Annotated in this window: 22 protein-coding genes and 1 pseudogene; 13 read left to right on the forward strand and 10 right to left on the reverse strand. The window is 70.0% G+C overall.

Translation table 11 applies throughout. From position 1 onward, the window contains the following. Positions 1-32 precede the first annotated feature (32 nt). A complete protein-coding gene (locus tag OO54_RS31945; protein WP_033209309.1) occupies positions 33-686 on the forward strand; it encodes a DUF4232 domain-containing protein in 654 nt (217 codons plus the stop codon). 139 nt (positions 687-825) lie between these two features. Further along, positions 826-1,368 (forward strand): annotated as a pseudogene (locus OO54_RS44150) (maleylpyruvate isomerase N-terminal domain-containing protein); the annotation flags it as partial. A 48-nt stretch (positions 1,369-1,416) separates the two neighbouring features. Here the strand turns inward: OO54_RS44150 and OO54_RS31950 are convergent. The 7 genes from OO54_RS31950 to OO54_RS31975 form a co-directional block, all read right to left on the reverse strand. Continuing rightward, on the reverse strand, positions 1,417-3,141 hold the full coding sequence (locus OO54_RS31950; protein ID WP_033209312.1) for an acyl-CoA dehydrogenase family protein: 1,725 nt from the start codon (positions 3,139-3,141) through the stop codon (positions 1,417-1,419). A 172-nt stretch (positions 3,142-3,313) separates the two neighbouring features. After that, a complete protein-coding gene (locus tag OO54_RS31955) occupies positions 3,314-3,871 on the reverse strand; it encodes a PadR family transcriptional regulator (RefSeq protein WP_033209315.1) in 558 nt (185 codons plus the stop codon). Positions 3,872-4,297: 426 nt separating this feature from the next. Then, positions 4,298-4,468 carry a hypothetical protein gene (locus OO54_RS46060; RefSeq protein ID WP_157856544.1) on the reverse strand — a complete coding sequence of 57 codons (171 nt, stop codon included), beginning with the start codon at positions 4,466-4,468 and terminating at the stop codon, positions 4,298-4,300. 140 nt (positions 4,469-4,608) lie between these two features. Next, positions 4,609-4,851: a metal-sensitive transcriptional regulator gene (locus tag OO54_RS31960; protein WP_078905453.1), complete on the reverse strand. Its 243-nt coding sequence runs from the start codon at positions 4,849-4,851 to the stop codon at positions 4,609-4,611. Positions 4,852-4,941: 90 nt separating this feature from the next. Then, a complete protein-coding gene (locus OO54_RS31965) occupies positions 4,942-5,865 on the reverse strand; it encodes a sulfite exporter TauE/SafE family protein (protein ID WP_051787361.1) in 924 nt (307 codons plus the stop codon). Further along, complete coding sequence (locus OO54_RS31970) at positions 5,862-6,443, reverse strand: rhodanese-like domain-containing protein (protein WP_051787363.1); 582 nt, start codon at positions 6,441-6,443, stop codon at positions 5,862-5,864. The genes OO54_RS31965 and OO54_RS31970 overlap by 4 nt, the downstream gene beginning before the upstream one ends. Before the next feature lie 114 nt (positions 6,444-6,557). After that, positions 6,558-7,985 carry an MBL fold metallo-hydrolase gene (locus OO54_RS31975; RefSeq protein WP_051787365.1) on the reverse strand — a complete coding sequence of 476 codons (1,428 nt, stop codon included), beginning with the start codon at positions 7,983-7,985 and terminating at the stop codon, positions 6,558-6,560. 446 nt (positions 7,986-8,431) lie between these two features. On the opposite strand from OO54_RS31975, the gene OO54_RS31980 reads away from it, so the two are divergent. The 8 genes from OO54_RS31980 (at position 8,432) to OO54_RS32015 (ending at position 15,409) form a co-directional block, all read left to right on the forward strand. Then, positions 8,432-9,811: an MFS transporter gene (locus OO54_RS31980; RefSeq protein ID WP_078905448.1), complete on the forward strand. Its 1,380-nt coding sequence runs from the start codon at positions 8,432-8,434 to the stop codon at positions 9,809-9,811. Positions 9,812-9,906: 95 nt separating this feature from the next. After that, on the forward strand, positions 9,907-10,320 hold the full coding sequence (locus OO54_RS31985) for a cytidine/deoxycytidylate deaminase family protein (RefSeq protein ID WP_033209377.1): 414 nt from the start codon (positions 9,907-9,909) through the stop codon (positions 10,318-10,320). A 72-nt stretch (positions 10,321-10,392) separates the two neighbouring features. After that, complete coding sequence (locus OO54_RS31990; protein ID WP_033209320.1) at positions 10,393-10,776, forward strand: VOC family protein; 384 nt, start codon at positions 10,393-10,395, stop codon at positions 10,774-10,776. A 124-nt stretch (positions 10,777-10,900) separates the two neighbouring features. Beyond that, entirely contained in the window at positions 10,901-11,332 is a 432-nt protein-coding gene (locus tag OO54_RS31995; RefSeq protein WP_033209323.1) for a VOC family protein, read from the forward strand. 167 nt (positions 11,333-11,499) lie between these two features. Beyond that, complete coding sequence (locus OO54_RS32000) at positions 11,500-12,201, forward strand: 2-phosphosulfolactate phosphatase (protein ID WP_033209380.1); 702 nt, start codon at positions 11,500-11,502, stop codon at positions 12,199-12,201. A gap of 51 nt (positions 12,202-12,252) precedes the next feature. After that, positions 12,253-12,792 (forward strand): hypothetical protein, encoded by a 540-nt coding sequence (locus tag OO54_RS32005; RefSeq protein WP_033209326.1) that lies wholly within the window; start codon positions 12,253-12,255, stop codon positions 12,790-12,792. A 404-nt stretch (positions 12,793-13,196) separates the two neighbouring features. Further along, complete coding sequence (locus OO54_RS46875) at positions 13,197-13,793, forward strand: DUF485 domain-containing protein (protein ID WP_051787367.1); 597 nt, start codon at positions 13,197-13,199, stop codon at positions 13,791-13,793. Further along, the gene (locus OO54_RS32015; protein WP_033209329.1) at positions 13,790-15,409 is read left to right on the forward strand and encodes a sodium/solute symporter; all 1,620 of its coding nucleotides are present in this window, start codon (positions 13,790-13,792) and stop codon (positions 15,407-15,409) included. The genes OO54_RS46875 and OO54_RS32015 overlap by 4 nt, the downstream gene beginning before the upstream one ends. Positions 15,410-15,616: 207 nt before the next feature. Here the strand turns inward: OO54_RS32015 and OO54_RS32020 are convergent, their stop codons facing one another. Further along, positions 15,617-17,434 carry a glycoside hydrolase family 15 protein gene (locus tag OO54_RS32020; protein ID WP_033209330.1) on the reverse strand — a complete coding sequence of 606 codons (1,818 nt, stop codon included), beginning with the start codon at positions 17,432-17,434 and terminating at the stop codon, positions 15,617-15,619. Between the two features lie 264 nt (positions 17,435-17,698). Here OO54_RS32020 and OO54_RS32025 point away from each other — a divergent pair, with 264 nt between their 5' ends. Then, on the forward strand, positions 17,699-18,844 hold the full coding sequence (locus tag OO54_RS32025; protein WP_033209334.1) for a hypothetical protein: 1,146 nt from the start codon (positions 17,699-17,701) through the stop codon (positions 18,842-18,844). A 95-nt stretch (positions 18,845-18,939) separates the two neighbouring features. On the opposite strand, the gene OO54_RS32030 is transcribed toward OO54_RS32025, so the two are convergent. Both OO54_RS32030 and OO54_RS32035 read right to left on the reverse strand, forming a co-directional pair. Then, positions 18,940-20,061 (reverse strand): IPT/TIG domain-containing protein, encoded by a 1,122-nt coding sequence (locus OO54_RS32030; RefSeq protein ID WP_033209337.1) that lies wholly within the window; start codon positions 20,059-20,061, stop codon positions 18,940-18,942. Between the two features lie 323 nt (positions 20,062-20,384). Continuing rightward, positions 20,385-20,858: an AbfB domain-containing protein gene (locus OO54_RS32035; protein ID WP_051787370.1), complete on the reverse strand. Its 474-nt coding sequence runs from the start codon at positions 20,856-20,858 to the stop codon at positions 20,385-20,387. Positions 20,859-21,458: 600 nt separating this feature from the next. Here OO54_RS32035 and OO54_RS32040 point away from each other — a divergent pair. Together OO54_RS32040 and OO54_RS32045 are read left to right on the forward strand one after the other, a co-directional pair. Beyond that, positions 21,459-22,790, forward strand: a complete 1,332-nt coding sequence (locus tag OO54_RS32040) for an MFS transporter (protein WP_234439245.1) — start codon at positions 21,459-21,461, stop codon at positions 22,788-22,790. Positions 22,791-22,951: 161 nt separating this feature from the next. Continuing rightward, the gene (locus tag OO54_RS32045) at positions 22,952-24,379 is read left to right on the forward strand and encodes a cytochrome P450 (RefSeq protein WP_234439246.1); all 1,428 of its coding nucleotides are present in this window, start codon (positions 22,952-22,954) and stop codon (positions 24,377-24,379) included. Positions 24,380-24,399: the final 20 nt, after the last annotated feature.

Consider the following 24,399-nt stretch of genomic DNA (forward strand, 5'->3'; position numbering starts at 1 on the left):
GATCGCGCGCTGACATCGGGGGGAGCACCGCCATGAGCACCGTTCGCAGAGCAGCCGTCGTCCTCGTCGCCGCCTCCGCACTGGCCCTGACCGCCTGCGGGCCCTCCGAGGACGGCGCCGCCGGCGGCACCGAAGTGCCGACCGCGGCACCCACCGCCTCGGGCGCCCCGTCCACGCCGGCGGAGCCGACGCCGTCCTCGCCCGCCAAGACGTCGAAGCCCGCCAAGCCGACGACGCCCTCCGAGCCGGGCACGCCGTCGACCGACCCGGACTACGACGTCTTCCCCTGCAGCACCTACGACGTGACGTTCACCGCGAGCCTGGCCGAGCCCACGACCAGCAGCTACCTGCTGAAGATCACCAACAAGTCCGGAAAGCCGTGCCGGGTCCTCGGCCACCCCGTCGTCACCTTCGGCGACCTCGACGGACAGGCCACGGAGCGCGGCGCCGCCCCCGGCATCGAGGACGCGATCCGCCTCGCACCGGGCCAGTCCGCCTACGCCGGCCTCATGGGCGGCCTGAAGACCTCCAAGAGCAAGACGGTCTCCTCGATCGCGATGACCATGAACACCGAATCCGACCTGACGCAGGTGCCGCTCAAGGCCTCGACGCCCGGTCTGAACGTCTCCGACGACAACTCCGTCACCCCGTGGGTGGACAACGCCGAGGACGCGCTCAGCCTGTAGGCGGGACTTCCACTTCGTCGGTGCTGCCTCTGTGCAGCGGGTGTCGGCGCGCGCCCACACCCGCCGGCACCCGCCGACACACATGTGGGCATGCCTAAATCGCTGCCACCGTACCGGTGTTGAGCGGTAGACAGCCGAAGTGGAAAAGACTCTCGCATTCACGGATCTGCTGCGGCTGATCGACGGACGGTCGACCGCCTTCCGCGCCGCGGTGGCCGCCGCGCCCAGCCTCGACGTACCAGTGCCGACCTGCCCCGAGTGGACGCTGCTCGACCGGTTGGCCGCGTCCACGCGGGAGCTGCTGGACGCACTGGAGGAGGCCGGGCCGGATCGCGGCTGCTGGACGTGGTGGGAGACGCCGCAGTCGCCCCGGACCTGTGGCGCCGTCGCCCGGCACCAGCTCCAGGAGACAGCGGTGCACACCTACGACGCCCAGATCACCGTGGGTGCCCGGCAGCCGCTGCCGGAGGACGTGGCACTCGACGGTGTCGACGAGTTCCTGTCCACCTGCTGCGCGACCACGACCCCCTGGCCTCACAAGCCCGGTCCCATCGACTTCCACGCCACCGAGGGACACTCATGGCGCCTGTCGCTCGACGCCGACGGCGCCCCACCTGGTACGGCCCCGGGCCGGACTCCCCGTCCGGACCGCCCCCGGGGGAAGGGGGCGACCCGTGTCAGCGGAGAAGGAGGCCCTCAGGAGCCCTGGGCGAGACGAACCCGGACGGACTCAGGGCGCCATCTCGTACGTACCCGACAGCGCCTCGACGCGCTGCCACACGCGCTCCGACCGTGCCTCGTCGACGACGGGGCGCCGGACGGCGCCGAGCGCCCAGAGCTGCTGCTGCTCGGTCGCGGAGTCCTTGCCGTGGAGTTCGACCGCGTGCGCGGAGAAGTCGCGGACGAGGACGGCGAACAGCTCGTCGAGCACGTCCTCGTCCAGGCCGGTCAGGGCGGCCTGCTCCAGGACCAGCTGTCCGTGGACGACGAGCGCGAAGAGCTGGCCGACGGCGAGGAGGAGGTCGAGGTCGCGGCTCTGCTTCTCGTCGGGTGCCGCCTTGAGGACGAACTCGCAGAGCGCGTCGGCCTGTTCGCGGAAGCGGGCGACGTTGGGCAGGTGGGCGTACGCGTCGTAGGCCGCGCGCCAGTCGTGGAAGCGCACCGAGCCGAGCCCGCGGGCCGGACCTTGGCGGAAGAGGAACGTGTCGTCGGCCGCGTCCAGACGCGTCGGAACGGGCTCGTACGCGACCGGGTCGAGAAGGTGGTTGCGCATGAACTTCAGGATCAGCGCCAGGTTGACGTGGACCGTGCCCTCCAGCTTGGGCAGACCGCGGATCTCCACGGCGGCCTGGGCGAAGTAGTTGTCCTTCTCGAAGCCCTTGGCGGCGATGACGTCCCACATCAGGTCGATGACCTTCTCGCCCTCGGTCGTCACCTTCATCTTCGTCATCGGGTTGAAGAGGAGGTAACGGCGGTCCTCGGGGCCCGCGGTCCGGAAGTAGTCGACGGCACGGTCGCTGAACAGCTTCATGCCGACGAGCCGCACGTACGCGTCCGTCAACTCGCGCCGCACGTGCGGGAAGGCGGTGACCGGCCGGCCGTACAGGATGCGGTTCTGCGCGTGGGTGACGGCCTCGTACATCGCGTGCTCGCAGATGCCGATCGAGGCGGTGCACAGGTTGAACTTGCCCACGTTGACCGTGTTGAGGGCGGCGTCGAACGCCGCGCGGCCGGTGTGCAGGACGTCCTCGGCGGCGACCGGGTACTCCTCCAGGCGGAACTCGCTGACGTACTTCGAGGAGTCCACCACGTTCTTCACGAGGTGGTACGCCGGGTGGCGGCTGTCGGCGGCGAAGAAGACGTATCCCTCCGGCCCCTCGACGTCCGTCCGGCGGCCGAACACGGACACGAGCCCGGCCGCGTTGCCGTTGCCGATGTAGTACTTGGAGCCGGTCGCGCGGAAACCGCCCTCGCCGTCGGGCTCCAGGAGCATGTCCGTCGAGTAGATGTCGGCGCCGTGGGACTTCTCGGAGAGGCCGAACGCGAACACCTCGCCCTGGCCGAGGAGTTCGGCGGCACGAGCGCGCGCTTCGGCGTTGTCGCTCTGCCACACCGGCCCGAGACCCAGGATGGTGACCTGCCACGCGTACCAGTAGTCGAGCCCGTAGAACCCGAGGATCTCGTTCAGCGCCGCGATGCGCGCCGTGTCCCACCGCTTGTCGCCCTCGCCCTCGCCCGCGTCGGACGACGGGGTCAGGAACGTCGCGAACAACCCCTCCTCCGCCGCGAACGCGAGGAAGTCCCCGAGCCACGCCCGGGTCCGGTAGTCCTCGATGATCCGGCGCTTCCCCCGCGCCTCGAACCAGTCGACGGTCGCACGCAGCAGCCGACGGGTCTCCGGGTCGAAGTGCGCGGGGTCGTAGGTGTGCGGGTTGAACAGCAGCTGGTCGGCCATCGGGTCCGCCTTTCCGGCTAGGGATGAGGGATGAGGGTGGTGGTGCTGTGCTGGATCGGGTCGTACGGAGGAGTCCGTACGGAGTCGGCTGCGAGAGCGGTGGTCGTACGGAGGGCGTCGGGCTCGGCAGCCGTACGCGCGCGGTCGTCCCGGGACGCACGTACGGCTCGGTTCACGGCCCCGCGCGGAACCGGTCGAGCGTGGCGAGGACGTCGTCGAGCCAGGCGATCATCATCCGCTCGTACGCGATGCCACCGCGCAACACGACGTGCTGGAGCTCCCGCTCGGCGTCGAGCGTGCCGTCCTCCGGTGGCTCGCCGAAGTCCCGGGCCTCGCCGGCGAGGTAGTGGCCGAGACGCCCCGTGTGCGCCTCCCTGTGCCGTTCGACCTCGCTGATCAGGCCGGCCGGATCGTCGAAGGCGGCCCCCCGGATCTTCACGGCCAGGTCGTGCCGCACGCTCTCGGGCTCGATCGGCTCCCGCAGCCACGCGGACAGCGCGTCCCTTCCGCGCTCGGCGACGGAGTACTCCTTCTTGTCCGGCCGGCCCTGCTGCGGCACCTCCCGGACGTCGATCCAGCCGTCCTGCTCCATGCGCTTGAGCACGCGGTAGATCTGCTGGTGGGTAGCGGTCCAGAAGTATCCGATGGACCGCTCGAAGCGCCGAGCCAGCTCGTAGCCGGACCCGGGCTTCTCGAGAAGGGACACGAGGATCGCGTGGTCGAGCGCCATACGCCGGATCTTGCTATGCAACGAGGTGCATAGCAAGCGCGGTCACCCCGGTGAGACACGGCTCACCCCGAGGGTCCATCGGCCATCCTGAACCGCGCCCGATCCCGTTCCCCACCGCTCACCGGAGAGGCCCGCACGAACCGCCTACCGAGGCTGAGGGGGCCTGACGCACTGAGGCTCATGACGGCATCGCGCGTCCATACCCTCCCCACATGACACCCCAGCCCCCGGGTCTTCGCCTCCAGGCCCACCGCCCGCCAGGAGGTCCTGTACGCCCTCCGGGAGGCAGCCCGACTCCTGAGCGCCGGCTGACGCGACGCCGACAGCCGCGCCGTAACGCACAGCCGGACCTCGCGGCGCTGTGCGGACTCCTGGCCCGCCCCGGTGACGAGGGCCGCGGCCCCGCGGACCCCTCCCGGCCGCGTGTCAGCCGGAGCAGGACTTGATGATCACGTAGACGATCACAGCCAGAACGATCAGGCCGCAGCAGCCGCCTCCGTCATCGTCGCCGTCAGCCGCGCGCCGCATTCGGCGCCGCTCGTCCCGGCGGCCCTGGTCGTATGCCTCCTGCTTTTCCCAATCGCCGTAGTAGCTCATGACTTCCCCCAAGTCACCGCAAGAGTGTGCGAGTTAGATTCCCTCGGTGAGAGGGGTCATGCGCACGGTGAGGCGTCGGATCCAGCGGATCGCGGCGAGCGCGCGGCGCGGGGCAGAGGCAGGGCCGGGGGCGGGGAGCGTCAGGCGAGGGTGAGGAAGAGTTTCTCGAGCTCTTCCTGGGTCATGGGAGGGGTGTCGGAGTCGTCGGCAAGGCATTGGCGCATGCCGCTGGCCACGATCTTGAAGCCGGCTCGGTCCAGGGCTTTGGACACGGCGGCGAGCTGGGTGACGACGTCTTTGCAGTCGCGGCCGGACTCGACCATCGCGATCACGGCGGCCAGCTGTCCTTGTGCCCGCCTGAGGCGGTTCAGGACCGGTTTCATCGACTCTTCTTCCACCTGCACGGAATTCCTCCTCCTCAACCCCCTTCGCTTCCTCCCGATTATACCCCTAGGGGTATAATCGGGAGTGGATCACTCGGATGCTCTGCTCTCCCGGCGCCCGCCCTCGGGAAGCGGGCGCGCCCGGACGACGCTTTCCGAGGCCCGGTTCGGCGACTTCGAGTGCTGCCGTGACCGGAAGACGACCACGGCCGTCGCCGCGGCTCCGAGTGCCGTCCAAGTGGCGGGATGGGTCCACACGGCTGTGTCGAGCTGTTGCGCGAGGACGAAGACGCCCATGGCGACGACGAACCAGCCGAAGGCCTTGCGGAGTGCGTCCTGGGGGATGCGTCCCGCGACCCGTGCGCCGATCAGACTGCCGATCACGGCGGCCGCGGTGACGGTCAGGGCCAGGCCCCAGTCGATGGAGACGCCGGAGAGGTGGCCCGCGAGTCCGGCGAAGGACTTCATCGCGATGACCAGGAGCGAGGTGCCGACGGCGATGCCCATCGGGAGTCCGCCGAGGAGGGCCAGGGCCGGTACGACGAGGAACCCGCCGCCCGATCCGACGAGACCGGTCACCGCGCCGACGGCGAGGCCCTCGACGGCGATGTGCTTCAGGGGGAGGTCCGTGTGCGCGGGCCGGGCGCGCTCGCGGCCGGGCCGGGGCCTGCGCAGCATGGCCGCGGCGGTGGCGAGCATCATCAGGGCGAACGCGAGGAGCAGGACCGTGCCGGGGACGTACTCGGCAACGCGCCCGCCGCCATAGGCGCCGGCCATGCTGAAGGCGCCGAAGAGCAGGCCGGTCCGCCAGCGGACCCGGTGGGCGCGGGCGTGCGGGACCAACGCGGCGATGCTGGTGACGCCGACCACGAACAGCGAGGTGGCGATGGCTTCCTTGGTCTCCTGCCCGGCCAGGTACACCAGGATGGGGACGGTCAGGATCGAGCCGCCGCCGCCGAGGATGCCGAGGCTGACCCCGATCAGCAGCGAGACCGCGACGACGAGCGCGGTCACCGCCCGCTCCGCAGCTCCGCGATCACCGAGCCGATGTCGACGCGGGGTCCGCGGTTGTACGGGAGCTTGGACAGCAGGACCCCCATCATGCAGGAGTTGCTGAGTGCCGCGTAGGTGAGCCCCGCGCCCACCGCCGTACCGACGAGGTGGACGCCCGGCACCAGGACGCCGACGAGCCCGGTTGCCAGCACGATCGATCCGGCGACAAGCCGGACCTGGCGCTCCATGTCCCAGCGCTCGGGCCCCCGCATCACGGGCGCGTCGGCTGCCTCCCAGGCGTTCATGCCCCCCTCCAGCACACGAAGGTTCGGCAGGCCGACCTCCGCGAGTGCCTGCTCGGCCTGCGATGCGCGCGCCCCCGAACGACACACGAGCACGACCTCCTCGTCGAGGTGGGAGCGCAGCTCCGCACGGTGCTCGCGCAGGGTGTGCAGCGGCACGTTGTACGAGCCCGGGATGTGGGCCGTGCGGAACTCGGCGGGGGTGCGCACGTCGAGCAGGCGCGGCGCGCGCCCCTCGTCGGTGAGTCTGCGCAGTACGGCGGGGGTGATGGCCTGGACGGTGCGCTTGACGCTCATGTTCGTCTCCGTGGAGCTAAATACCGGTGGGGGTATGTGTGAGAGTGTGCGTTGGGGTGTGTGTGCTGGGCTGTGCGAGGCCCTGAGACGGGCGATTGCGGGGGAGGAGGGGGGTCAGGTGGGGGTCGTGGGCGGCAGGCCTGCGGGCGGTCGGACGGTGGCGGCGGATTCCGTGGAGAGAGCCCAGGCCGCGTAGCCGCCGAGGACGTCGGAGACGTCCTCGATGCCGCGGTGGCGCAGCAGGCTGGCCGCGATGGAGGAGCGGTGGCCGCCGGCGCAGTGCAGGACGAGCGGCCGGTCCGTGGGGAGTTCGCCCGCTCGCGTGGGGAGCTCGCTCAGAGGGACGTGCAGGGCTTCCGGAACGAAGCCGTTGGCCTCGCGCTCGCCGCAGGTGCGGACGTCCACGACCAGCGGCGGGTTGTCGCCGGCGAGGGAGGCCTTCAGCTGCGCCGCGGTGAGGCGGCTGGCGGGGGTGACGTCGTCGTCCATGACCCTGAGGGCGTCCTCGGGGTTGCGCAGGTAGCCCACGACCCGGTCGAAGCCGATGCGGGCGAGACGGGTGACGACCTCCTCCTCGCGGTTCTGCGGCGCCATGACGACCAGCTCGTCGGCCGGGTCGAGGACGGTGCCGGCCTGTTCGGCGAACCTGCCGTCGGCGGGCACGTTGACCGCCCCGCGCAGGTGTCCGGCGGCGAACTCCTGCGGGTCGCGGGTGTCGACGACGACCGCCCCGCCGACGCGCAGCCCGGCGAACTCGCCCAGCGTCAGCGGCCGGGCCGCGGCCGTCGCGTCGTAGCGGACACGGTCCTTGCGGTTGAGCTCCGCGTCGTACGCGAAGTAGCCCGGCGCGGCGGACTGGCCGGCGGTGACCAGCGCGACGAACCGCTCGGTGCTCATCGGGGCGCACGCGTAGTTGGTGGCGCGCTGCTCGCCGATGGTGGACTGCCTCTCGGTCGACAGGTTCTTCCCGCAGGCCGATCCGGCGCCGTGCGCGGGAAAGACGCGGACCGCGTCCGGCAGGCCCATCAACTTGTTCTGCACGCTGTCGTGGAGCATCGCGCCGAGCTCCTCGGCGGTCACGCCCACGGAGGCGAGCAGGTCGGGGCGACCGACATCGCCGATGAACAGGGCGTCGCCGGTGAGTACACCGTACGGAACCTCGTCACCGGCCCGCTCGTACACCAGCACGCTGATCGACTCGGGCGTGTGCCCCGGGGTCTCCAACACCTCCAGGACGACATCGCCGAGCGCGATGCGCTCGCCTTCCGCGAGCTTGCGGATCGGGTACTCGGTCTCGGCCCGTGAGCCGTAACCGATCCAGGCGCCGGTCTCGTCCGCCATCTCCAGGTGCCCGGCGACGAAGTCCGCGTGGAAGTGCGTGTTGATCACGCCGACCACCGTGAATCCGCGCGCCCGGGCATCGGCGAGGTACTCGGAGACGTCCCGACGGGGGTCGACGACCACGGCCTGGCCGGTCGTCTCGTCGGCGATCATGTACGACGCCTGGGAGAGGCAGTCGAGGTAGTACTGGCTGAAGAACACGGCGGATCCCTTCCGAAGAAGCGCGCACTCGCGTCGGGTGCGACGGCTGAGTGCCGGGGTGGTGGCGCACCCGGCGGGGCGGGAGCGTCGGGGGCGGGGCGAGAGCCCGGCGCGGCAAGAGGCGCAGTCCGTGGGAGACCGTGGAGTGGTCCCAGGTACCCCCGGGGGTATTGATGTGCTCGACCGTAAGTGCACTCCGTGCGAGAAGTCAAATACCCCCCTAGGTATTCACGTGGATCGAGTGCCGGACGTCGCGACGTCGACGAAAAATACGGGTGGGGGTATGCTCACCTGTGTGTATGCGGGCCGTACCTGCTTCGGGTAGTCCGCCGCACAGGCCGCCACAGCCTTCCCCGCCCGTGCGGGCCGACCGCGTCGTGCGCGGCGTGACCGCTGTGCCGCCCAGCGGCCGCGTACCCCGCTTCGAGGTCCAAGGACACCCGCCGATGAGCACGCCTACACCTACGCCTACGCCCGCGACCGCGCCCGCGACCGCGCCCGCGACCTCGGCCGCGCCCACGACCGCGACCTCGGCCGCGCCCACGACCGAGTCCTCGGCCACGGCCACGGCGCCCGGTCGCCGTTCCGACCGCCCCGTACGACTGGGCCTGCGGGAGAACCGGCTCCAGTTCTCCCTGCTGGTCGTGGTCAACGTGGCCGTGGGCGGGCTGGTGGGTCTGGAGCGCACCACCGTGCCGCTCATCGGCTCCGAGGCCTTCGGCCTCACCAGCGACCTGGCAGTCTTCTCCTTCATCGTCGCCTTCGGCCTCACGAAGGCCGTGACCAATCTCGCCGCCGGAGCGCTCACCGCCTGCTTCCGCCGCAAGCGGCTGCTCGTCGCGGGCTGGCTGATCGGCGTCCCGGTCCCCTTCGCCCTCGCGTACGCACCCTCATGGGGCTGGATCGTCGCCGCGAACGTCCTGCTCGGCCTCAACCAGGGCCTGACGTGGTCGATGACGGTCAACATGAAGATCGACCTCGTCGGTCCGGCCCGACGGGGCCTCGCCATCGGTCTCAACGAGGCGGCCGGCTACACAGCCGTCGGCGCGACCGCCCTGCTCACCGGCTACCTCGCCACCGCCTACGGCCTGCGCCCGGTCCCGGAACTCATCGGCGCCGTCTTCGTCGTCGCCGGTCTTGGCCTCGCCCTCGTCGTCCGCGACACCGCCGCCCACGTCGCCCTCGAACTGGCAGAGCACCCCAAGCCCCTGCCCGAACACGAGGCGACGGGCCTCCGGACCGCCTTCGCCCGCACCTCCTGGCACGACCGCTCGCTGCGCGGCGCCAGCCAGGCAGGCCTGGTCAACAACCTCAACGACGGCCTGACCTGGGGGGTCTTCCCCCTCCTCTTCACCGACCACGGTCTCGGCCTGGCCGCTGTCGGCCTCATCAAGGGCCTCTACCCGATCCTCTGGGGCATCGGCCAGATCCCCACAGGCCACCTCGCCGACCGCCTCGGCCGCAAACCCCTCATCGTCACCGGCATGCTCGTCCAGTCCGCAGGCCTCGTCCTCGCCCTCGCACTCCTCGATCACCCGCTCCTTGCGGGACTCCTCTCCGCCGTAGCACTCGGCCTCGGCACCGCCCTCGTCTACCCCGCCCTCATCGCCGCCGTCTCCGACCGCGCCCACCCCGCCTGGCGCACCCACGCCCTCGGCACCTACCGCTTCTGGCGCGACATCGGCTACGCCGCCGGAGCCCTGATGGCCGGTGCCCTCGCCGACGCCTTCGGCTTCCACGCCACGGTCCTCGCCGCCGCGACCCTCACAGCCGCCTCCGGCCTCCTCGCCGCCCGCTGGATCACGGACGTACGGCATCCCGCATGACCACGGCGGACGTCGCCAAGGCCGCCGATAATCGCTTGCGCGTCCCCGCCGCACAGGTGAACGTCACCCTCGACACACGACGAAGGCAGAAGGACATGACCACGCAGACCCACCCCGTCGACCACGAACTCATCCAGGCCGCAGCGGACATCGCCCGGACCCGCTGCCGGGGCGACAACCACACCATGGCAGCCGCCGGCCGCGCTCAGGACGGCCGGATCATCACCGCCGTGAACGCCTACCACTTCACCGGTGGCCCCTGCGCCGAACTCGTCCTCATCGGCACGGCCGCCGCCCAGGGCGCGTACGAGCTGAAGACGATCGTCGCGGTGGGCGACAACGACCGAGGCGTGGTTCCCCCGTGCGGCCGGTGCCGTCAGGCCCTCCTCGACTACTTCCCGTCCCTCGACGTCATCGTGGGCGCGGGCGACCGCCTCCGAGCCGTCCCCATCCGCGACCTGCTGCCGGAGAGCTACGTCTGGGCCGATCATCAGCTCGACACCGAGTGACGTTCTCGCCGTGCGGCAAGCTCAGGAGCATCCCAGCGGCGTCTGGGGCGGAAACGAGAAAGGCTCACGCTCATGTTTTCGGTAGTGCAGAACGTGGCGATCGACTGTGCGGACCCCTACGAACTGGCCCGGTTCTGGAGTGAAGTGACCGGCCGTCCACTGCACCCGGAGGACAAACCCGGTGATCGGGAGACTCAGGTGCTGCCGGCGGAGGGTCCGGTGCTCCACTTCAACCAGGTGCCCGAGCCCAAGAAGATCAAAAACAGGATCCACCTGTGCCTGCGCCCCGAGACATCGCGTGAGCAGGAAGTGGAACGGCTCCTCGGCCTCGGCGCCACCTTCGTCACCGACCACCGGAATCCTGACGGCTCCGGCTGGGCAGTCCTCGCCGACCCCGAAGGCAACGAGTTCTGCGTCCTTCGCAGCGAGTCCGACCGAGCCGTGACGGATTCCTGACACCGCGCGCCCCACCCTTGCCCCGCCCGGCACCTGGGCCAGGCCTACAGGCACCCTCAACCCGCAAGTTCCCTCCTGGAAAACCCGGATGAGAGTCCCCGACGCCCGCTGCTACGGTGGCCCGATGACAACGATCAAGGAAGTCCAAGTCACCTTCGACTGCGCCGAACCCGACCGCGTCGCCCGCTTCTGGAGCGAGGTACTGGGTTACGTCTCACGGCCGCCGGAGGGTTTCGCCACTTGGGAGGAATTCGATCGCACGCGCCCGGACGGGCACGAGGTGTCCTGGTCCGCATGTTCCGACCCCTCAGGCGCGGGCCCGCGGCTGTACTTCCAGCGGGTTCCCGAAGGCAAGGTCGTCAAGAACCGCGTTCACCTCGACGTACGCGTCGGCACCGGCCTCGTGGGGGAGGAACGACTCGCCACGCTCGAGGCCGAATGCGCCCGGCTGGTCGCACTCGGCGCCGTACGCGTGGAACTGCTGCCCGCCGACGGCATCAACGAGTCGATCATCGTGATGCAGGACGTCGAGGGCAACGAGTTCTGCCTCGACTGAGGATTCTCTCGAACGGCGCGCGGTCGATTCGCCTCCGTGGCGAGCTGTCGGACAGGATTCGCGGCGCGGAGGGCAGCCGTAACAGTCGAATGCGGATCGCCAACGGCGATGCGTGCCGTTTTCGCGGAGGTGGGGCGCTGATGTCGGGTATGCGTGATCAGAAGCGGATGGAAGCGAGCTTCCTCGGCATCCCTGAGCTGGTCGAAACCCCGTCCGTGGCAGTCGTGGTCGACGTCATGCGTGCCTTCACCGTGGCGGCGTGGGCCTTCGCCCAAGGGGCGGAAAAGATCGTTCTCGCCGAGTCTCTCGACGATGCCCTGGCGCTCAAGGCCCGCCACCCGGATTGGGTGGCACTGAAAGACGGGCCACCGGCGCCCGGGTTCGACGCTGTGAACTCCCCAGGAATGCTACGGTCCGTCGACCTCGCTGACCGGACCGTCGTCCAGAAGACCACAGCGGGAACCGTCGGCGCCCTCGCGGTCAAAGAAGCGTCACTGGTCCTGTGCGCCGGCTTCGTCGTGGCCGAGGCCACGGCTCGACTCCTTCGGACCCGGGCATGCGACAACGTCACCTTCGTGGTCACCGGCGAGGACGGCCGTGCCGACGAGGACCTGGCCTGCGCTCAATACATCGCCCACAGGGCCACCGAACGGGACGCCGACGCCTCCGCGTTCCTCCGTCGCGCCGCCCAGTCCCGCGCCGCCGCCGAACTGAGCAACGGCGTACGCCGAGGAGTCCACCCCGACGACGTCGCCCTCTGCCTCGAACTCGACCGGTTCCCCTTTGCCATGGTGGCCGCTGCGGAAGACTCGCTCATGGTGCTCCGCCCATGCGCCGTCTCATCGTCGGCCGACGCCCCGTCCGTCTGACACGCGGCTGCGCCGCCTCACCGACGCCGCCGATGCCGAGCGGAGGAAATCGTGAAGCGACCACTCCTGTTTCTCGATGTGGACGGACCTCTCAATCCGTACGCGGCCCAGCCCGAGAGGCGTCCCGACGGCTACACCACAATCAGGGTGCCCAGGGACGGCGGGACCGACGTGGAACGCGTAGGGCTTTCGGTGCGGCGGCCTCTACGGGTCTGGCTCAACCCTGAGCACGGGCGAGCCCTGCAACGGCTCGACTACGAACTGTGCTGGGCCACCACGTGGATGGACGACGCCAACCGATGGATCGCCCCGGTGCTGGGACTTCCCGAACTCCCCTACGTCGACTTCGGCGATGCCTTGCTCCGGGATCGCCCTGACGGGGTGCACTGGAAGACCGCGCCGCTGTTGGAGTACGCCGACGGGCGCCCCTTCGCCTGGGTGGACGACGAGCAGAGCGAGCTCGACGAGGTGTACGTGACCGCGCATCATCGGGCTCCAGGGCTTCTCCACCACGTCAACCCGCGCGTCGGCCTGCGCGAGGGCGACTTCCAAGCCCTCGCTGACTTCCGACGGTCACCGCACACGGCGTAGATCTGGCGTCACTCCTGTTCGAGTAGCGTCAGCCACTCCTGGAGCTCGTCCAGGTCTCCCTCCGGGCCATCGGGCAGGCGACTCGCATCCGGTCTCCCGTCAAGGCGCAGGCGGACGGAGACCTGGGTGGAGGCGTTCCCGCCATCGGCGGCAGGCCAGGCCGATCCGGGGGCGGCCGAGGGCATCCACCCGACCACATCGTCGGCCCGAGACTCACCCGTGACCTGCGGAAAGATCCACGACGGGGGTTACCGCCGGTTTCGTCGCCACGCGCACAGGATCGTCACCGAACCGACATACCGAGCGGTCGGGAACCCCCTTACGCAAGGGCTATACCCATGAGTAACGTACGCGGACCACCAGCGCCACCCGCCCGTTCCCCGGGGCGGCAAGGAGCAAGATCGATGTCGTACCACCAGCCTTTTCCCGGCCCACCGCCCGTACCCCAGCCCCGGAACGCCGGGCGGCACCGCCAAGAGGCGGCGTCGCAGTCCTGGGAGGGCGGATCGCCGTCCTGGGGCGCCGATCCACAGGCAGCCCGGGACTCGTCCCCGCGAGCGTGGGACTCCTCGCCGCAGGGGTGGGAATCCGCGCAGCAGCCCTGGGGCACGTCCCCGCAACCGCCCGCCGCCACCGACGATCGTGATGACCTGCACCGGCTCGGGTCGGCTTACCGCAGGCTCCGCCGCGTCGCCACCTTCACCGCGCTCGGCTACTTCGTCGTCTTCCTTTTCCTGTCCGGCTACGCCCCCTCGATGATGACCGGCAACATCACCGGTGGTCTCACCATCGGTCTGGTCCTGGGGCTCCTCCAGCTGCCCGTGGCGCTGGCTGCGATCGCGCTGTACGAGCGGATCGCGCGCAACCGCGTCGACCCGCTCGCCGCGGCGATCCGCGAGCGCGCCGAGCAGGCGGCCGCGGCAGCCGCGCCCCGGCCAGAACGCCAGGGCCGCTCCGGACGTCCCGTGTGGCAGCAGCCCACCGGAGGTGCGCGCGGATGACCAGCTTCAGCTCCGAGGCCCAGACCATGTCGCTGATGGCGTTCATCGCGGTCATCACCGTCACGCTGCTGCTGTGCGTGATGACCGGCCCCGATCGTGACGACCTGGGCGATTTCTACACCGGCTACCGTTCGCTCTCCCCCGTGCAGAGCGGCCTCGCGATCGCCGGCGACTACATCTCCGCCGGCACCGTGCTCGGCACCATCGGCATCATCGCGCTCGTCGGCTACGACGGCATCACGCTCGCCCTGAGCACCGTGCTCTCGCTGGTCCTGATGATGTTCCTGCTCGCCGAACCGCTGCGTAACGCCGGCCGGTTCACGATCGGCGACGTCTTCACCCGGCGTCTCCCCGGCCCCGCCGTGCGGATCACCACGGCCGCGGTCACCCTGACCGCACTGCTGCCGCTGGTGGTCTTCCAGCTCGCGGGCGCCGGCGATCTCCTCTCCGTCGTCCTCGGCTTCCACTCCGACGGCTTCAAGACCGGCGCGATCGTGTTCCTGGGCCTGCTGATGATCGCGTACGCGGCGATCGGCGGCATGAAGGGCACCGCCTTCATCCAGATCGTCAAGACCGTCGCCCTGCTCGGCGCGTCCCTCGCGATCGCCGCGCTCATCCTCAACCGCTTCGACTTCAGCCTGCCCTCCCTGCTGGACGCCGCCAAGCGCGGCAGCGGGGCGGGAGACGCCTATCTCGCCTCCGGTCTGCAGTTCGACGGAAACGAACTCGACATGATCAGCACTCAGTTGACGGTCGTGCTCGGCGCCGCGGTGCTGCCGCAGATCACCATGCGCATGTTCACCGCGCGCAGCGCGGCAGCCGTGCGGCGCTCGATGTCCTGGGCCGTGTCGACCGTCGTCGTGACCTGCCTGCTGATTGCCGTCATCGGCTTCGGCGCGGCGGCGATCGTCGGCCGCCAGGGGATCGTCGCCGGCGACCCGCAGGGCAAGACAGCGTTCCTCATGGTCAGCCAGGCCGTCATGGGCACGGACCAGACGACCGTCGAGACACTGGTGTTCACGGCCGTGTCGACAGCCATCTTCCTCACCCTGCTGGCCTCGGTCGCCGGGATCACCCTCGCCTGCGCCAACACCCTGGCACACGACCTCATCACGCACGGGTTGCGCCGCAAGGCGCAACTGAAGGGCTCCGTAGAGATGGCCATCGCCCGGACCGCCGCGGCGGGCGTCGGGTTCGTGGCGATCGCGATCGCCGCCGGTGCACGGCATCTGAACCTTCAGGCACTGCTCACCCTGTCGTTCTGCATCGGCGCGTCCGCGGTCGCACCGGCCCTCATCTACAGCCTCTTCTGGCGCCGCTACTCCCGTACGGGACTGCTCTGCACCCTCATCGTGGGAAGCGCCTCCGCGTTCATCCTCATGACCGGCAGCAACCTGGTGTCCGGATCGCCCCAGGCGATCTTCCCGGACCAGGACTTCAACTGGTTCCCGTTCACCACGTCGGGCATCCTCTCGGCCCCGCTGGGCTTCCTCGCGGGCTGGCTCGGCACGGTGCTCTACGAACGCGACCCGGCCGACCAGCGCATGCGGTACGAAGCGGTGGAGGAGACGATCCTGGCCGGCACACCCGGGGCGAACAACGCCTCCGCGTCCTGACGCGCACGCACCCACACAAGGGCGCCCGGCCTGAAGTTCCAGGCCGGGCGCCCTTGCGGCTGTCCCGAGGTGCCCAGGGGCTCCGTGGCGGGACGAGGCGAATGGGGGCGTTGTCCCAGACGAGCACGATCGGTCCACCGAGCCGGATACGTGCCGCGGCTCGTGGCGACCCCGTTCGAGGTTTCGCGCCCCGCTCCTCACCACCTCTCAGCTGTCCAGCGCCGCGTCCAGCGAAAGGGCCGCCGTGATCAGGGCGAGGTGGGTGAAGGCCTGGGGGAAGTTGCCGAGTTGTTCGCCGGTGGGGCCGATTTCCTCGGCGAAGAGGCCGACGTGGTTGGCGTAGGTGAGCATTTTGTCGAAGGCGTAGCGGGCTTGGTCGAGGCGGCCGGCGCGGGCGAGGGCGTCGACGTAGAGGAAGCTGCAGAGGGAGAAGGTGCCTTCGGAGCCGCGGAGGCCGTCGGGGGAGGCGGCGGGGTCGTAGCGGTAGACGAGGCTGTCTGAGACGAGTTCGCTGTCCATCGCGTCCAGGGTCGAGAGCCAGCGCGGGTCGTGCGGGGAGACGAATCCGGTGATCGGCATCAGGAGGAGGGAGGCGTCGAGGACCTCGCTGCCGTAGTGCTGGACGAAGGCCTGGCGTTCGTCGGACCAGCCGCGTTCCATCACCTGGTGCAGTACGGCGTCGCGGGCGGCGGTCCAGCGCGGGATGTCGGCCGGGCGGCCGAGCCCGTTGGCCATGCGGACGGCACGGTCGAAGGCGACCCAGCACATGACCCGGCTGTACGTGAAGTCCTGGCGGCCGCCACGGGTCTCCCAGATCCCCTCGTCGGGGCGGTCCCAGTGTTCACACAGCCAGTCCACGGTGGCGGCGAAACGCCGCCATCCGTCGTAGCCGGCCAGTTGGGCCAGGTCACGGGCCTGGGCGAAGGCGTAGACGGCTTCGCCGTAGATGTCGAGCTGGAGCTGGTCTGCTGCGCCGTTGCCGGCGCGGACCGGTGCCGACCGGCGCCAGCCCTCCAGATGGTCCAGGACCTCTTCGTGCAGATGAGGGTCGCCGTCCACCCGGTACATGATCTGCAGCGGCTCGCCGCTGACCGTACGCCCGCCCCGCAGCCTGGCGCCCAGCCAGCGGCGGAAGGCGTCCGCCTCCTCGGTGAAGCCCAGGTCGACCATGGCGCGCACCGACAGTGAGGCGTCACGGACCCACGTATAGCGGTAGTCCCAGTTGCGCTCGCCACCGACCTGTTCGGGCAGCCCCATGGTGGCGGCGGCCACCGGCGCCCCGGAGGGCGCGTACGTCAGCAGCTTCAGCGTGATCGCCGAACGGTTGACCTGCTGCTGCCAGCGGCCGCGGTACCGGCAGCGGCCGATCCATTCGTGCCAGAAGGAGCGGACGTGGTCGAAGGAGTCCTGCAGACTCGCTTCGTCGGCCGGCACGGGCGGGTCGACGCCGGGCACGTCCACGGTGAACACGGCCGCCGCCCGCTGCCCGGCCGACAACTCCACCGTGGCACGGACGTCCTCGCCGTCGCGCTCCAGCGGGATGGCACCGAGCACCTGGAGGTGCGCGGCGGCCGACGTGCCCGTGAACCGGGCCACGGCACCATCGAGCACCATCTCGTGCGGCTCCCGGCCGTAGTCGAACCGCGGCCGGCACTCCAGCGCGAAGCGAACCGTGCCACGGACCACCCGCAGCACCCGTACCAGGGTGTGCCGGTCGGCGGGCACCGTCGGGTCCGCCGCGAGCGGCATGAAGTCGGCCACCTCGCCGACCCCGTCGGGCGTGAGGAACCGAGTGAGCAGCACCGCGCTGTCCGCCAGATACAACTGACGCACCGTCGCACCCGGCGTCTCCACGGTGATCGAGAAGTGCCCCCCACGCTCGTGGTCCAGCAGCCGCCCGAAGACGCTGGGCGAATCGAACCGAGGCGAGCAGAACCAGTCCACCACCCCCTCGGCCGACACCAACGCGCACGTCTGCAGGTCTCCGACGAGACCGTGATCGGCGATCGGTGGGTAGCGGTGCATCGGCGGCGTCCTCGTCGGCTCGGGCTCGGGCTACAGGCGGTCCTCAGGACCACCCTCCGTCGTCGGGTACCCCTGGGCCACTGGTACTGCTCCGAACAGGAACGCAGCCCCACGACCGGCCGACGAAGGGCTCCGGCGTCTGATGGTGTCGCCTCCTCAGCCTGCGAGGAACAGGCGGGGCAGTGAGTGGAAACCGCAGGCCGCGCCACCGCCGGTCAAGCGATCATGTATCGACGCCACACCCGTACGAAAGGTTGCCCCGCCATGCTGATCTACGCCTTCCGTGACGCCGACGACGGCACTTGGTACGGAGACCCCGACGCCGCCATCCACGCCCTCCAGCCGCGACGTGGCACCCTCACGCTCCCCCTCACCGCCCCGGGCCGGGACCCTGGCGTGTTCGACGGCCGGCAGGTCGAGGTCCTCTACGCCGCATGCGAGGCCGAGCCCAGCCAGACCACCTACCGGCTCGACAACGGCGACACCGTCCTGGCGACCTGGCAGGTCCACGAATTACTGGCACCCGCTTACCGCCCTGGGTTCCCGAAGCCGACGGCATCGCCGGAGGCGGCGGCGACCGCAGCAGCGCCTGAGGCATCGCCGGCTTCGGCTTCGGCGCGGGCCTCGGACACATCGACCGTCCGGCTCGAGATCGGCAGCCCGCATCGCCGCTACAACCTGCACGCCGACCTCCTGCCCGAAGGACGTACGGCGATCAGCGTCGTGGTCTGCACCCCCGACGGGGTCATCCTCGGCGAGCTCGCCGGAGAGGTGGACGCGTCCGACCTGGGCGAGATCAGCCGCTTGCTCGCCGCGGCCCCTGTCGCTCCTGCCCCTGCCCCTGCCCCCTTCCACCCCGCCCTTGCCGGCGCGGCCCACTCGGCTCCGGCCGGCTCCGCCTCCGCCTCCGCGCCTAGGGTTCCCGGAGTATCCGCCGAGAAGGCCGCCCCGCCCGTCGACGGCCCCCAGACCGATGCCAAAGCCACCCGACACGGCCAGGCCTGGACCACGGAAGCCGTCGCGCAACTCAAGGACCGGTACCAAGCGGGCAAGACCCCAGGTCGACTGGCCCAGGAGCTCGGGCGCAGCGAGAAGTCCATTCGCTGGAAGCTGTACGCCCTCGAACTCGCGCCGCACCCGGCAGACGCGGTCCAGGCTCCTCGCCCTCCGGCCGAGCCCGAGGTGGTCAAGGCGTACACCGTGGACGAGAAGCGGCGACTCCACCCCAACGCGTACAAGCCCTGGGAGCCCGGCGACGAGCTGCGGCTCGCCGAGCGCTGCGCCCAAGGGGCCTCGCTGTCCGAGCTGTCGCGGGAGTTCGGCCGTAACGAAGGTGCCATCGCCTCACGGCTGCTGAAGATCGAGGCCAAGGGGCCTGCCGTCGAGGAGGCGTACGAGTACGGCGGGTAGCTGCATCGGGGGTATGTGTCGCCCTTGTCCGCCTGACCGGCGGCGCTGGGCGGCTCGTCCTCGTCCTTGTCCTCGTCCTCGTCCTCGTCCTTCAGTCAGTACGTGAACGTCGCTTGCGGCCCGGGCGGGGACTGCTCACCGAACGCGTTCGTGACGACGACCGGGACGGTGGTGCCCAGGAGACCCAGGACGGGCGGGATGACCACGAGACTGTGGGGTGATGCGGGGACGACGCTGAGGGCGCCGACGCCGTTGAAGGTGACGGTGGTCGACGCGTCGAAGCCGCGGCCTGTGATCGTGGCCTTCCCGCCGTTCCCCAGAACTCCCAGCGCCGTGTTCGGGTTGATGCCGGTGATGACGGGCGGGTTCACGCCGATCTCGACGGAGAGCTCGTTGAGGACCGGGGCGATCGGCAGCGCCAGACCGATGGCGGCGGTCGGATTGGTACTGGTGGTGCTGGGCTGCATCGCGTCTCCCTGCACGATCAGCCCGATGACCTCGTCATCGGCGTTGACGAGTACGGACCCGGAGTCGCCGTGCCACAGGAACAGCCCGCCGAAGGGGAAGGTGTCCACGCGGAGGCGTTCGATCCCGACCTGCCCGGGACTCATATGGGCGACGACGACGCCGCTGGTGAGTCCGGTCGCGCGACCGCGCTTCCGCACGGCCTTCCACACGTGGTCACCGGGTGGAGCGGTCGACGACCCCGGCAGAGCGCCTATGTCGAGCACGCTGCAGTCAGGGGTCCCGCGGCCCGGGTCCGGTGCGAGGATGGCGCAGTCCCAGTCCGTCCCTTGCGCTTCGACGGTCCCCAGGAGCTTGGACTGGGCGGCCCCCGGCTGAGGCTGGAACATGTCGGATCCGAGAGCAGGGGTCACGTGGTCGGCGGTCAGCAGTCGCCTCGCTCCGTCACTGCGACGCTGCGCCACACACCCCAACGTTCCGATGTGCACCTGGAAGGGGTCCTCCCAGCCGATGGAGACACCGCCGCGTGGCGCGTTGAAGAAAGCCGAGTCGTTGACGAGCGCGACCGGCTCGGGGTTGCTCTCGACGACATCCGTCGCATACCCCTCCCACGTCCGCGGGATCGCCACTTCCGGAGCCAGCTGCGCCTCCGGCCTCTTCTCCGGGACGTAGATGATCAGCGCCACCTCTTCGACGTACGTTCGGCCGATCTGCTTCAGCCCCACACCGAACGTCACTTCGGTCGGCTGCACACGCGCGTACGCGTCTCTCAGCCCCTCCAAGGCCTCATACGCGTCAGTCGGAATGACCAGGGGCTCTCCGGGCCGCAGCATCACAATCCCTCCGCTCGTACCGAAAGGATCACCGCTTCTTCCCGTGTGTGCCGAGGCCTTTCGGCCGGGGGACCGGACCTTCCCGGTTCCTCGTCGGTTCCCGTCCCGCCGGGTCCCACCCGGCGGGACGCGCGGCTCACGCCGATGTCTTGCACGGTGGCCGTGTGATCGTCGGGGTGCCGTGCCGACAGTCCCTCCGATGGGCGGTGGCCGGCATCCCGTAGACCGCTCCAGGCGGAGGCTCAGGGCTGGAGAGCGCTGTTCCTCAGTCTGAATGTGGCGTCCTTGCGGTAGGCGTCGTTGTCCTGGAACTCCTCCACCCACATCTCGAAGTTGCGGTGGCGTAGGTAGAGGTTGGGGAAGTTGTACGAACGAAGCGACAGGCCACCTGTCTCCAGCTCACCCGTTGCGAGCGGGGGTGTGATCTCGAACGTCGCGTCCTTCGCGAACTGGGTGTCTCCCGGGATGAATTCCTGGAGCTTGACCCGACGGTTCTGGTGGCGGAGATAGAACTTGTCCGAGGGCACGACACCCCGCAGGGAGTAGTGCCGCTTGTCGAAGAGCCCCGGCACCAGCCAGAAGTTGCTGTCCTTCCAGTCGGGCTTTCTTGAAAGGTCGGGGTCGAGGAATGCTTCGAACAGGCGATGGCGAACGAATCTTGCGTCCGGGGTGTTGACGGCGAGGAGTCTCGCCGGCCAGCTGAAGTAGGCGGACACGACTGGTGCCTCCTCTCGGGGCTGGTTCGAAGGGGGCAGGGAGCGGAGCTCGACCTGGCACGCCGCATACGGGTCTTTCGCGTATGGACACATCGGCCCTTCACCTCGATTTTCTCGCCCATGCCACGTGATCGCGAGTCGGATCGCGGTGAACTCGGGTCCGAGAAGGGCTTACTGGATGGTCCCTCCGGTCTCTGTGACGGAGAGTGGCTCTGCCTCTCTCCGTACGAGGCGCGTCGGCCCAGGCAGTGCAGGCGAAGCAGGTGAGGAGGCGCGGTGCGCGGACGTACTCGTGCGCCGGATCGGGACTGACAGTGAATTGTCGGTCGGCCGGAGGGCCGGGGTCGGCCGCCGCCTGCGCCTTGTGGTCGGTGTGGGCGGCGCGTGGCGACAGGGTGGATGGGGAGGCGGTGGGGGTGGGGGTGGCGCCCTGCCCCGCCGCCTGTGGCGCGTCATCCAGTCTTTGCCCCGATGAGTACGCCCCCGCCGCCGCGAGTCACGGACATCACCGTCGAGACCTGACATTCATTTCATGCCGGGTCCCCCCGCTACGGGATGCGCCGCACCACACCCCGAACCCGTAAAACGACCACTGTTAACATGCTCGACATGATCATGACGGGGTCGAAGAAACGCGTGCCCAACGGGCCTGAGGCCGGCCCGCAGAGAGCTCTGATCATTGCGTGCTTTGTGAGCAGGGTCGGTAATGGCCTGTTCAATACCGCCGCGATTCTGTATTTCACGTTTGTGGTGCATCTGCCGGCCGCGCAGGTCGGGCTGGGGCTGACGATCGCGGGGCTCAGTGGGTTGGCGGCGGGGATTCCGGCGGGGAATCTGGCTGACCGGTATGGGCCGCGGACGGTGTGGCTGACGAGTCTGGCCTTGCAGGCCGTGACCATGGCGGCTTTCGTCTTCATCGACAGTTGGCCGGCGTTCGTGCTGGTCGCCACCCTGGACCGGCTGGCGGCCACGTCGGGTGGTGCCGCGGGCGGGGCGCTTGTCGCGCGGGTGGGTGGGGAGCATCCTGCGGCGTTTCGGGCGCGGCTGAGGACCTACGTCAATCTGGGGGTCGTCGTCGGGACCCTGGGGGCGGCGGTGGCCATTCAGATCGACACGCGCCCGGCCTACACCGGGCTGATCCTCGCCAACGCGGCCAGTTTTGCCGTCGCCGGGCTGATCGCGTTCTTCGGTGTCCCGAATTACCGGCCGCTGCCGCGGCCCAAGGAACATCGGCAGTGGTCCGTGCTGACCGACAGGCCGTACATGTCTTTCGTCGCGCTCTACAGCGCCATGGGCCTGCAGTATCAGACCGTCTCGTTGCTGCTGCCGATCTGGTTGAGCGCGCATACCGACGCGCCGCGGTGGACTGTGGCGGCGGTCTACGCGGTCAACAGCGGTGTCTGTGTACTGCTGCAGAGCCGGCTCGGGTCCAAGGTGGAAACGACGAGGCAGGGTGGGCGGGCGTTCCGTCTCGCGGGACTTCTGTTCCTCGTCAGCTGCCCGTTGATGGCGTTGACGGCCGACGTGCCCATGTGGGTCGCGCCGGCACTCGCGATCCTCGCGGTGTGCATTCACAGCGTCGGGGAGGTCTACGAGTCCTCCGGCGGTTACGCGCTCGGCTTCGGGCTTGCGCCCGACCATGCCCAGGGCCAGTACCAGGGTCTTTTCGGCATCGGTTTCGATGCGGGGCAAGCGCTCGCTCCCGTCGTCCTGACCGGGGTGGTCCTCGCGCTCGGGCATCCGGGCTGGCTGCTCCTGGGCGTGTTCTTCGCGGCCGTGGGTGCGGCGGGACCGCCGGTGACGGCCTGGGCCGAACGGACCCGGACCGCGCAGGTGAAAGCGGACGGGGACGCGGACGCGGAAGCCTCCGCGCAGACGCAGACGCAGACGCAGACGCAGCGAGGCGGGTCTCCGCTCGTCGACGCGGACTGACCCGGAGGCGAACCGTCCGTAGGTGGCCTTCGTAGATGTCCGACCACGCGCGCCGGCGTCCGTTGTCGTGATCCGCCACCACTTCTCCGCCGACGGCGGAATCCGCGTGACGCCGCGCACACGGCGGCGGTGCCACGCGTCGTGCGTGTTAGCTTCCGGCGGTGATTCCTCCGACGGCGGATGCCCGCGAAATTGTCGCAGTAAAGCCTGGTCAGGGGCCGGGGGCCGGTCCGGCGGCTGTCGACGGTGCCGACCCGCTGGGGTTGCTCGACCTGTTCGGCGCACCCTTCGTCCGTGACCCGTACCCGTGGCTGGACCGGCTGCGGGAAGAGGCGCCCGTGCACCACGACCCGGCTACCGGGTTGTGGTTGGTCAGCCGGCACGAGGACATCAGCCGCGTCCTGCTGGACACGGACGTGTTCCTGCCGGACAACGCGCAGAACGCGGTCACGCCGCTGCCGATCGCGGTGATGCGGATCCTCGTGCGCGCCGGATTCACGCTGCCGCCGGCGCTCGCCAACAACGGGAGTCCGAGTCACGCGGGGCTGCGCCGGGTGGTCGCGCGGTTCTTCGACGCGCGACGTGTCGCGGCGGCCACTCAGATGGTCGATCGCATCGCCGACGAGGTGCTGGACGAGATGGACGGGACGGCGCTCGACGAGGTGGTCGGGACGCCGCTCGACGCGATGGTCGACGAGGTGGTCGGCGAGGCGGGGAGGAGCGGCGCGCGTTGCGAAGGTCGTGATCTGTTCGGGTCGTACGCGCAGGTTCTTCCCTGCCGGGTGTTGATGGAGCTCCTGGGGATCCGTGGTGTCGAGCCGGCGACGCTGATCAAGTGGAGCGACGCGTCGCTGGAGCTGTTCTGGGGCAGGCCTTCGCTCGATCGGCAGTTGGAGCTGGCGGAGCTCGTCGCGGAGTTCCACCAGTGGCTCGTGGCGACCGTGGGGAGTGGCACCGCGCCGGCCGACTCGTTCATCGGGGCGCTGGCGGCGCATCGGCTGCCGGACGGGACGCTGCTGGACGTCGAGACGGCGGTCGCCGCGTGCTTCTTCGTGTTCATCGCGGGGCAGTCCACGACGGGGCAGCTCATCGCGACGGTGCTGCGCAGGGCATTGGGCGAGCCGGGGATCTGGGCACGTGCCGCCGAGGAGGAGGGGACGGCGGAGGCGTGGGTGGAGGAGGTCCTGCGGCGTGAGCCGCCGGTGACGACGTGGCGGAGGGTGACGGCGCGGGCGACACGGTTGGGTGGGGTGGAGCTGCCGGCGGGTGCGCAGGTGCTCCTGATGCTGATGGGGAGCGGGTCGGATCCCGCGGTCTTTCCGGAGCCGGAGCGGATGTGCCCGGGGCGGGCGAACGTCCGTCGGCATCTGGCGTTCGGGGCCGGTCGGCATCTCTGTCCCGGGGCTTCGCTGGCCCGGATGGAGGCGGCGGTGGCTTTGCGGGCGGCGGCACGACGTCTGCCCGGCGTCCGCTCGGCGGAAGGGGCGTCGGAGCCTCCGATGCTCGGTCTGCTGTCGTTCAGAGCGCCCCTCCAGGTGGTCGTGGAGAGCGTCGGCGACGCGGGGCGTTGTCCGGAAACCGGTCGCTGAGGAGTGGTGTAGCGGAGGGG

The organism is Streptomyces wedmorensis (assembly GCF_000716445.1).
Classification (GTDB): Bacteria; Actinomycetota; Actinomycetes; order Streptomycetales; family Streptomycetaceae; genus Streptomyces; species Streptomyces wedmorensis.

Bases quoted from the DNA above. Each gene is read 5' to 3' on its own strand.
- OO54_RS31945 (WP_033209309.1), top strand. From the start codon at position 33: ATGAGCACCGTTCGCAGAGCAGCCGTCGTCCTCGTCGCCGCCTCCGCA.
- OO54_RS31950 (WP_033209312.1), bottom strand. From the start codon at position 3,141: ATGGCCGACCAGCTGCTGTTCAACCCGCACACCTACGACCCCGCGCAC.
- OO54_RS31955 (WP_033209315.1), bottom strand. From the start codon at position 3,871: ATGGCGCTCGACCACGCGATCCTCGTGTCCCTTCTCGAGAAGCCCGGG.
- OO54_RS46060 (WP_157856544.1), bottom strand. From the start codon at position 4,468: ATGAGCTACTACGGCGATTGGGAAAAGCAGGAGGCATACGACCAGGGC.
- OO54_RS31960 (WP_078905453.1), bottom strand. From the start codon at position 4,851: ATGAAACCGGTCCTGAACCGCCTCAGGCGGGCACAAGGACAGCTGGCC.
- OO54_RS31970 (WP_051787363.1), bottom strand. From the start codon at position 6,443: ATGAGCGTCAAGCGCACCGTCCAGGCCATCACCCCCGCCGTACTGCGC.
- OO54_RS31980 (WP_078905448.1), top strand. From the start codon at position 8,432: ATGAGCACGCCTACACCTACGCCTACGCCCGCGACCGCGCCCGCGACC.
- OO54_RS31985 (WP_033209377.1), top strand. From the start codon at position 9,907: ATGACCACGCAGACCCACCCCGTCGACCACGAACTCATCCAGGCCGCA.
- OO54_RS31990 (WP_033209320.1), top strand. From the start codon at position 10,393: ATGTTTTCGGTAGTGCAGAACGTGGCGATCGACTGTGCGGACCCCTAC.
- OO54_RS31995 (WP_033209323.1), top strand. From the start codon at position 10,901: ATGACAACGATCAAGGAAGTCCAAGTCACCTTCGACTGCGCCGAACCC.
- OO54_RS32000 (WP_033209380.1), top strand. From the start codon at position 11,500: ATGGAAGCGAGCTTCCTCGGCATCCCTGAGCTGGTCGAAACCCCGTCC.
- OO54_RS46875 (WP_051787367.1), top strand. From the start codon at position 13,197: ATGTCGTACCACCAGCCTTTTCCCGGCCCACCGCCCGTACCCCAGCCC.
- OO54_RS32015 (WP_033209329.1), top strand. From the start codon at position 13,790: ATGACCAGCTTCAGCTCCGAGGCCCAGACCATGTCGCTGATGGCGTTC.
- OO54_RS32020 (WP_033209330.1), bottom strand. From the start codon at position 17,434: ATGCACCGCTACCCACCGATCGCCGATCACGGTCTCGTCGGAGACCTG.
- OO54_RS32025 (WP_033209334.1), top strand. From the start codon at position 17,699: ATGCTGATCTACGCCTTCCGTGACGCCGACGACGGCACTTGGTACGGA.
- OO54_RS32040 (WP_234439245.1), top strand. From the start codon at position 21,459: ATGCTCGACATGATCATGACGGGGTCGAAGAAACGCGTGCCCAACGGG.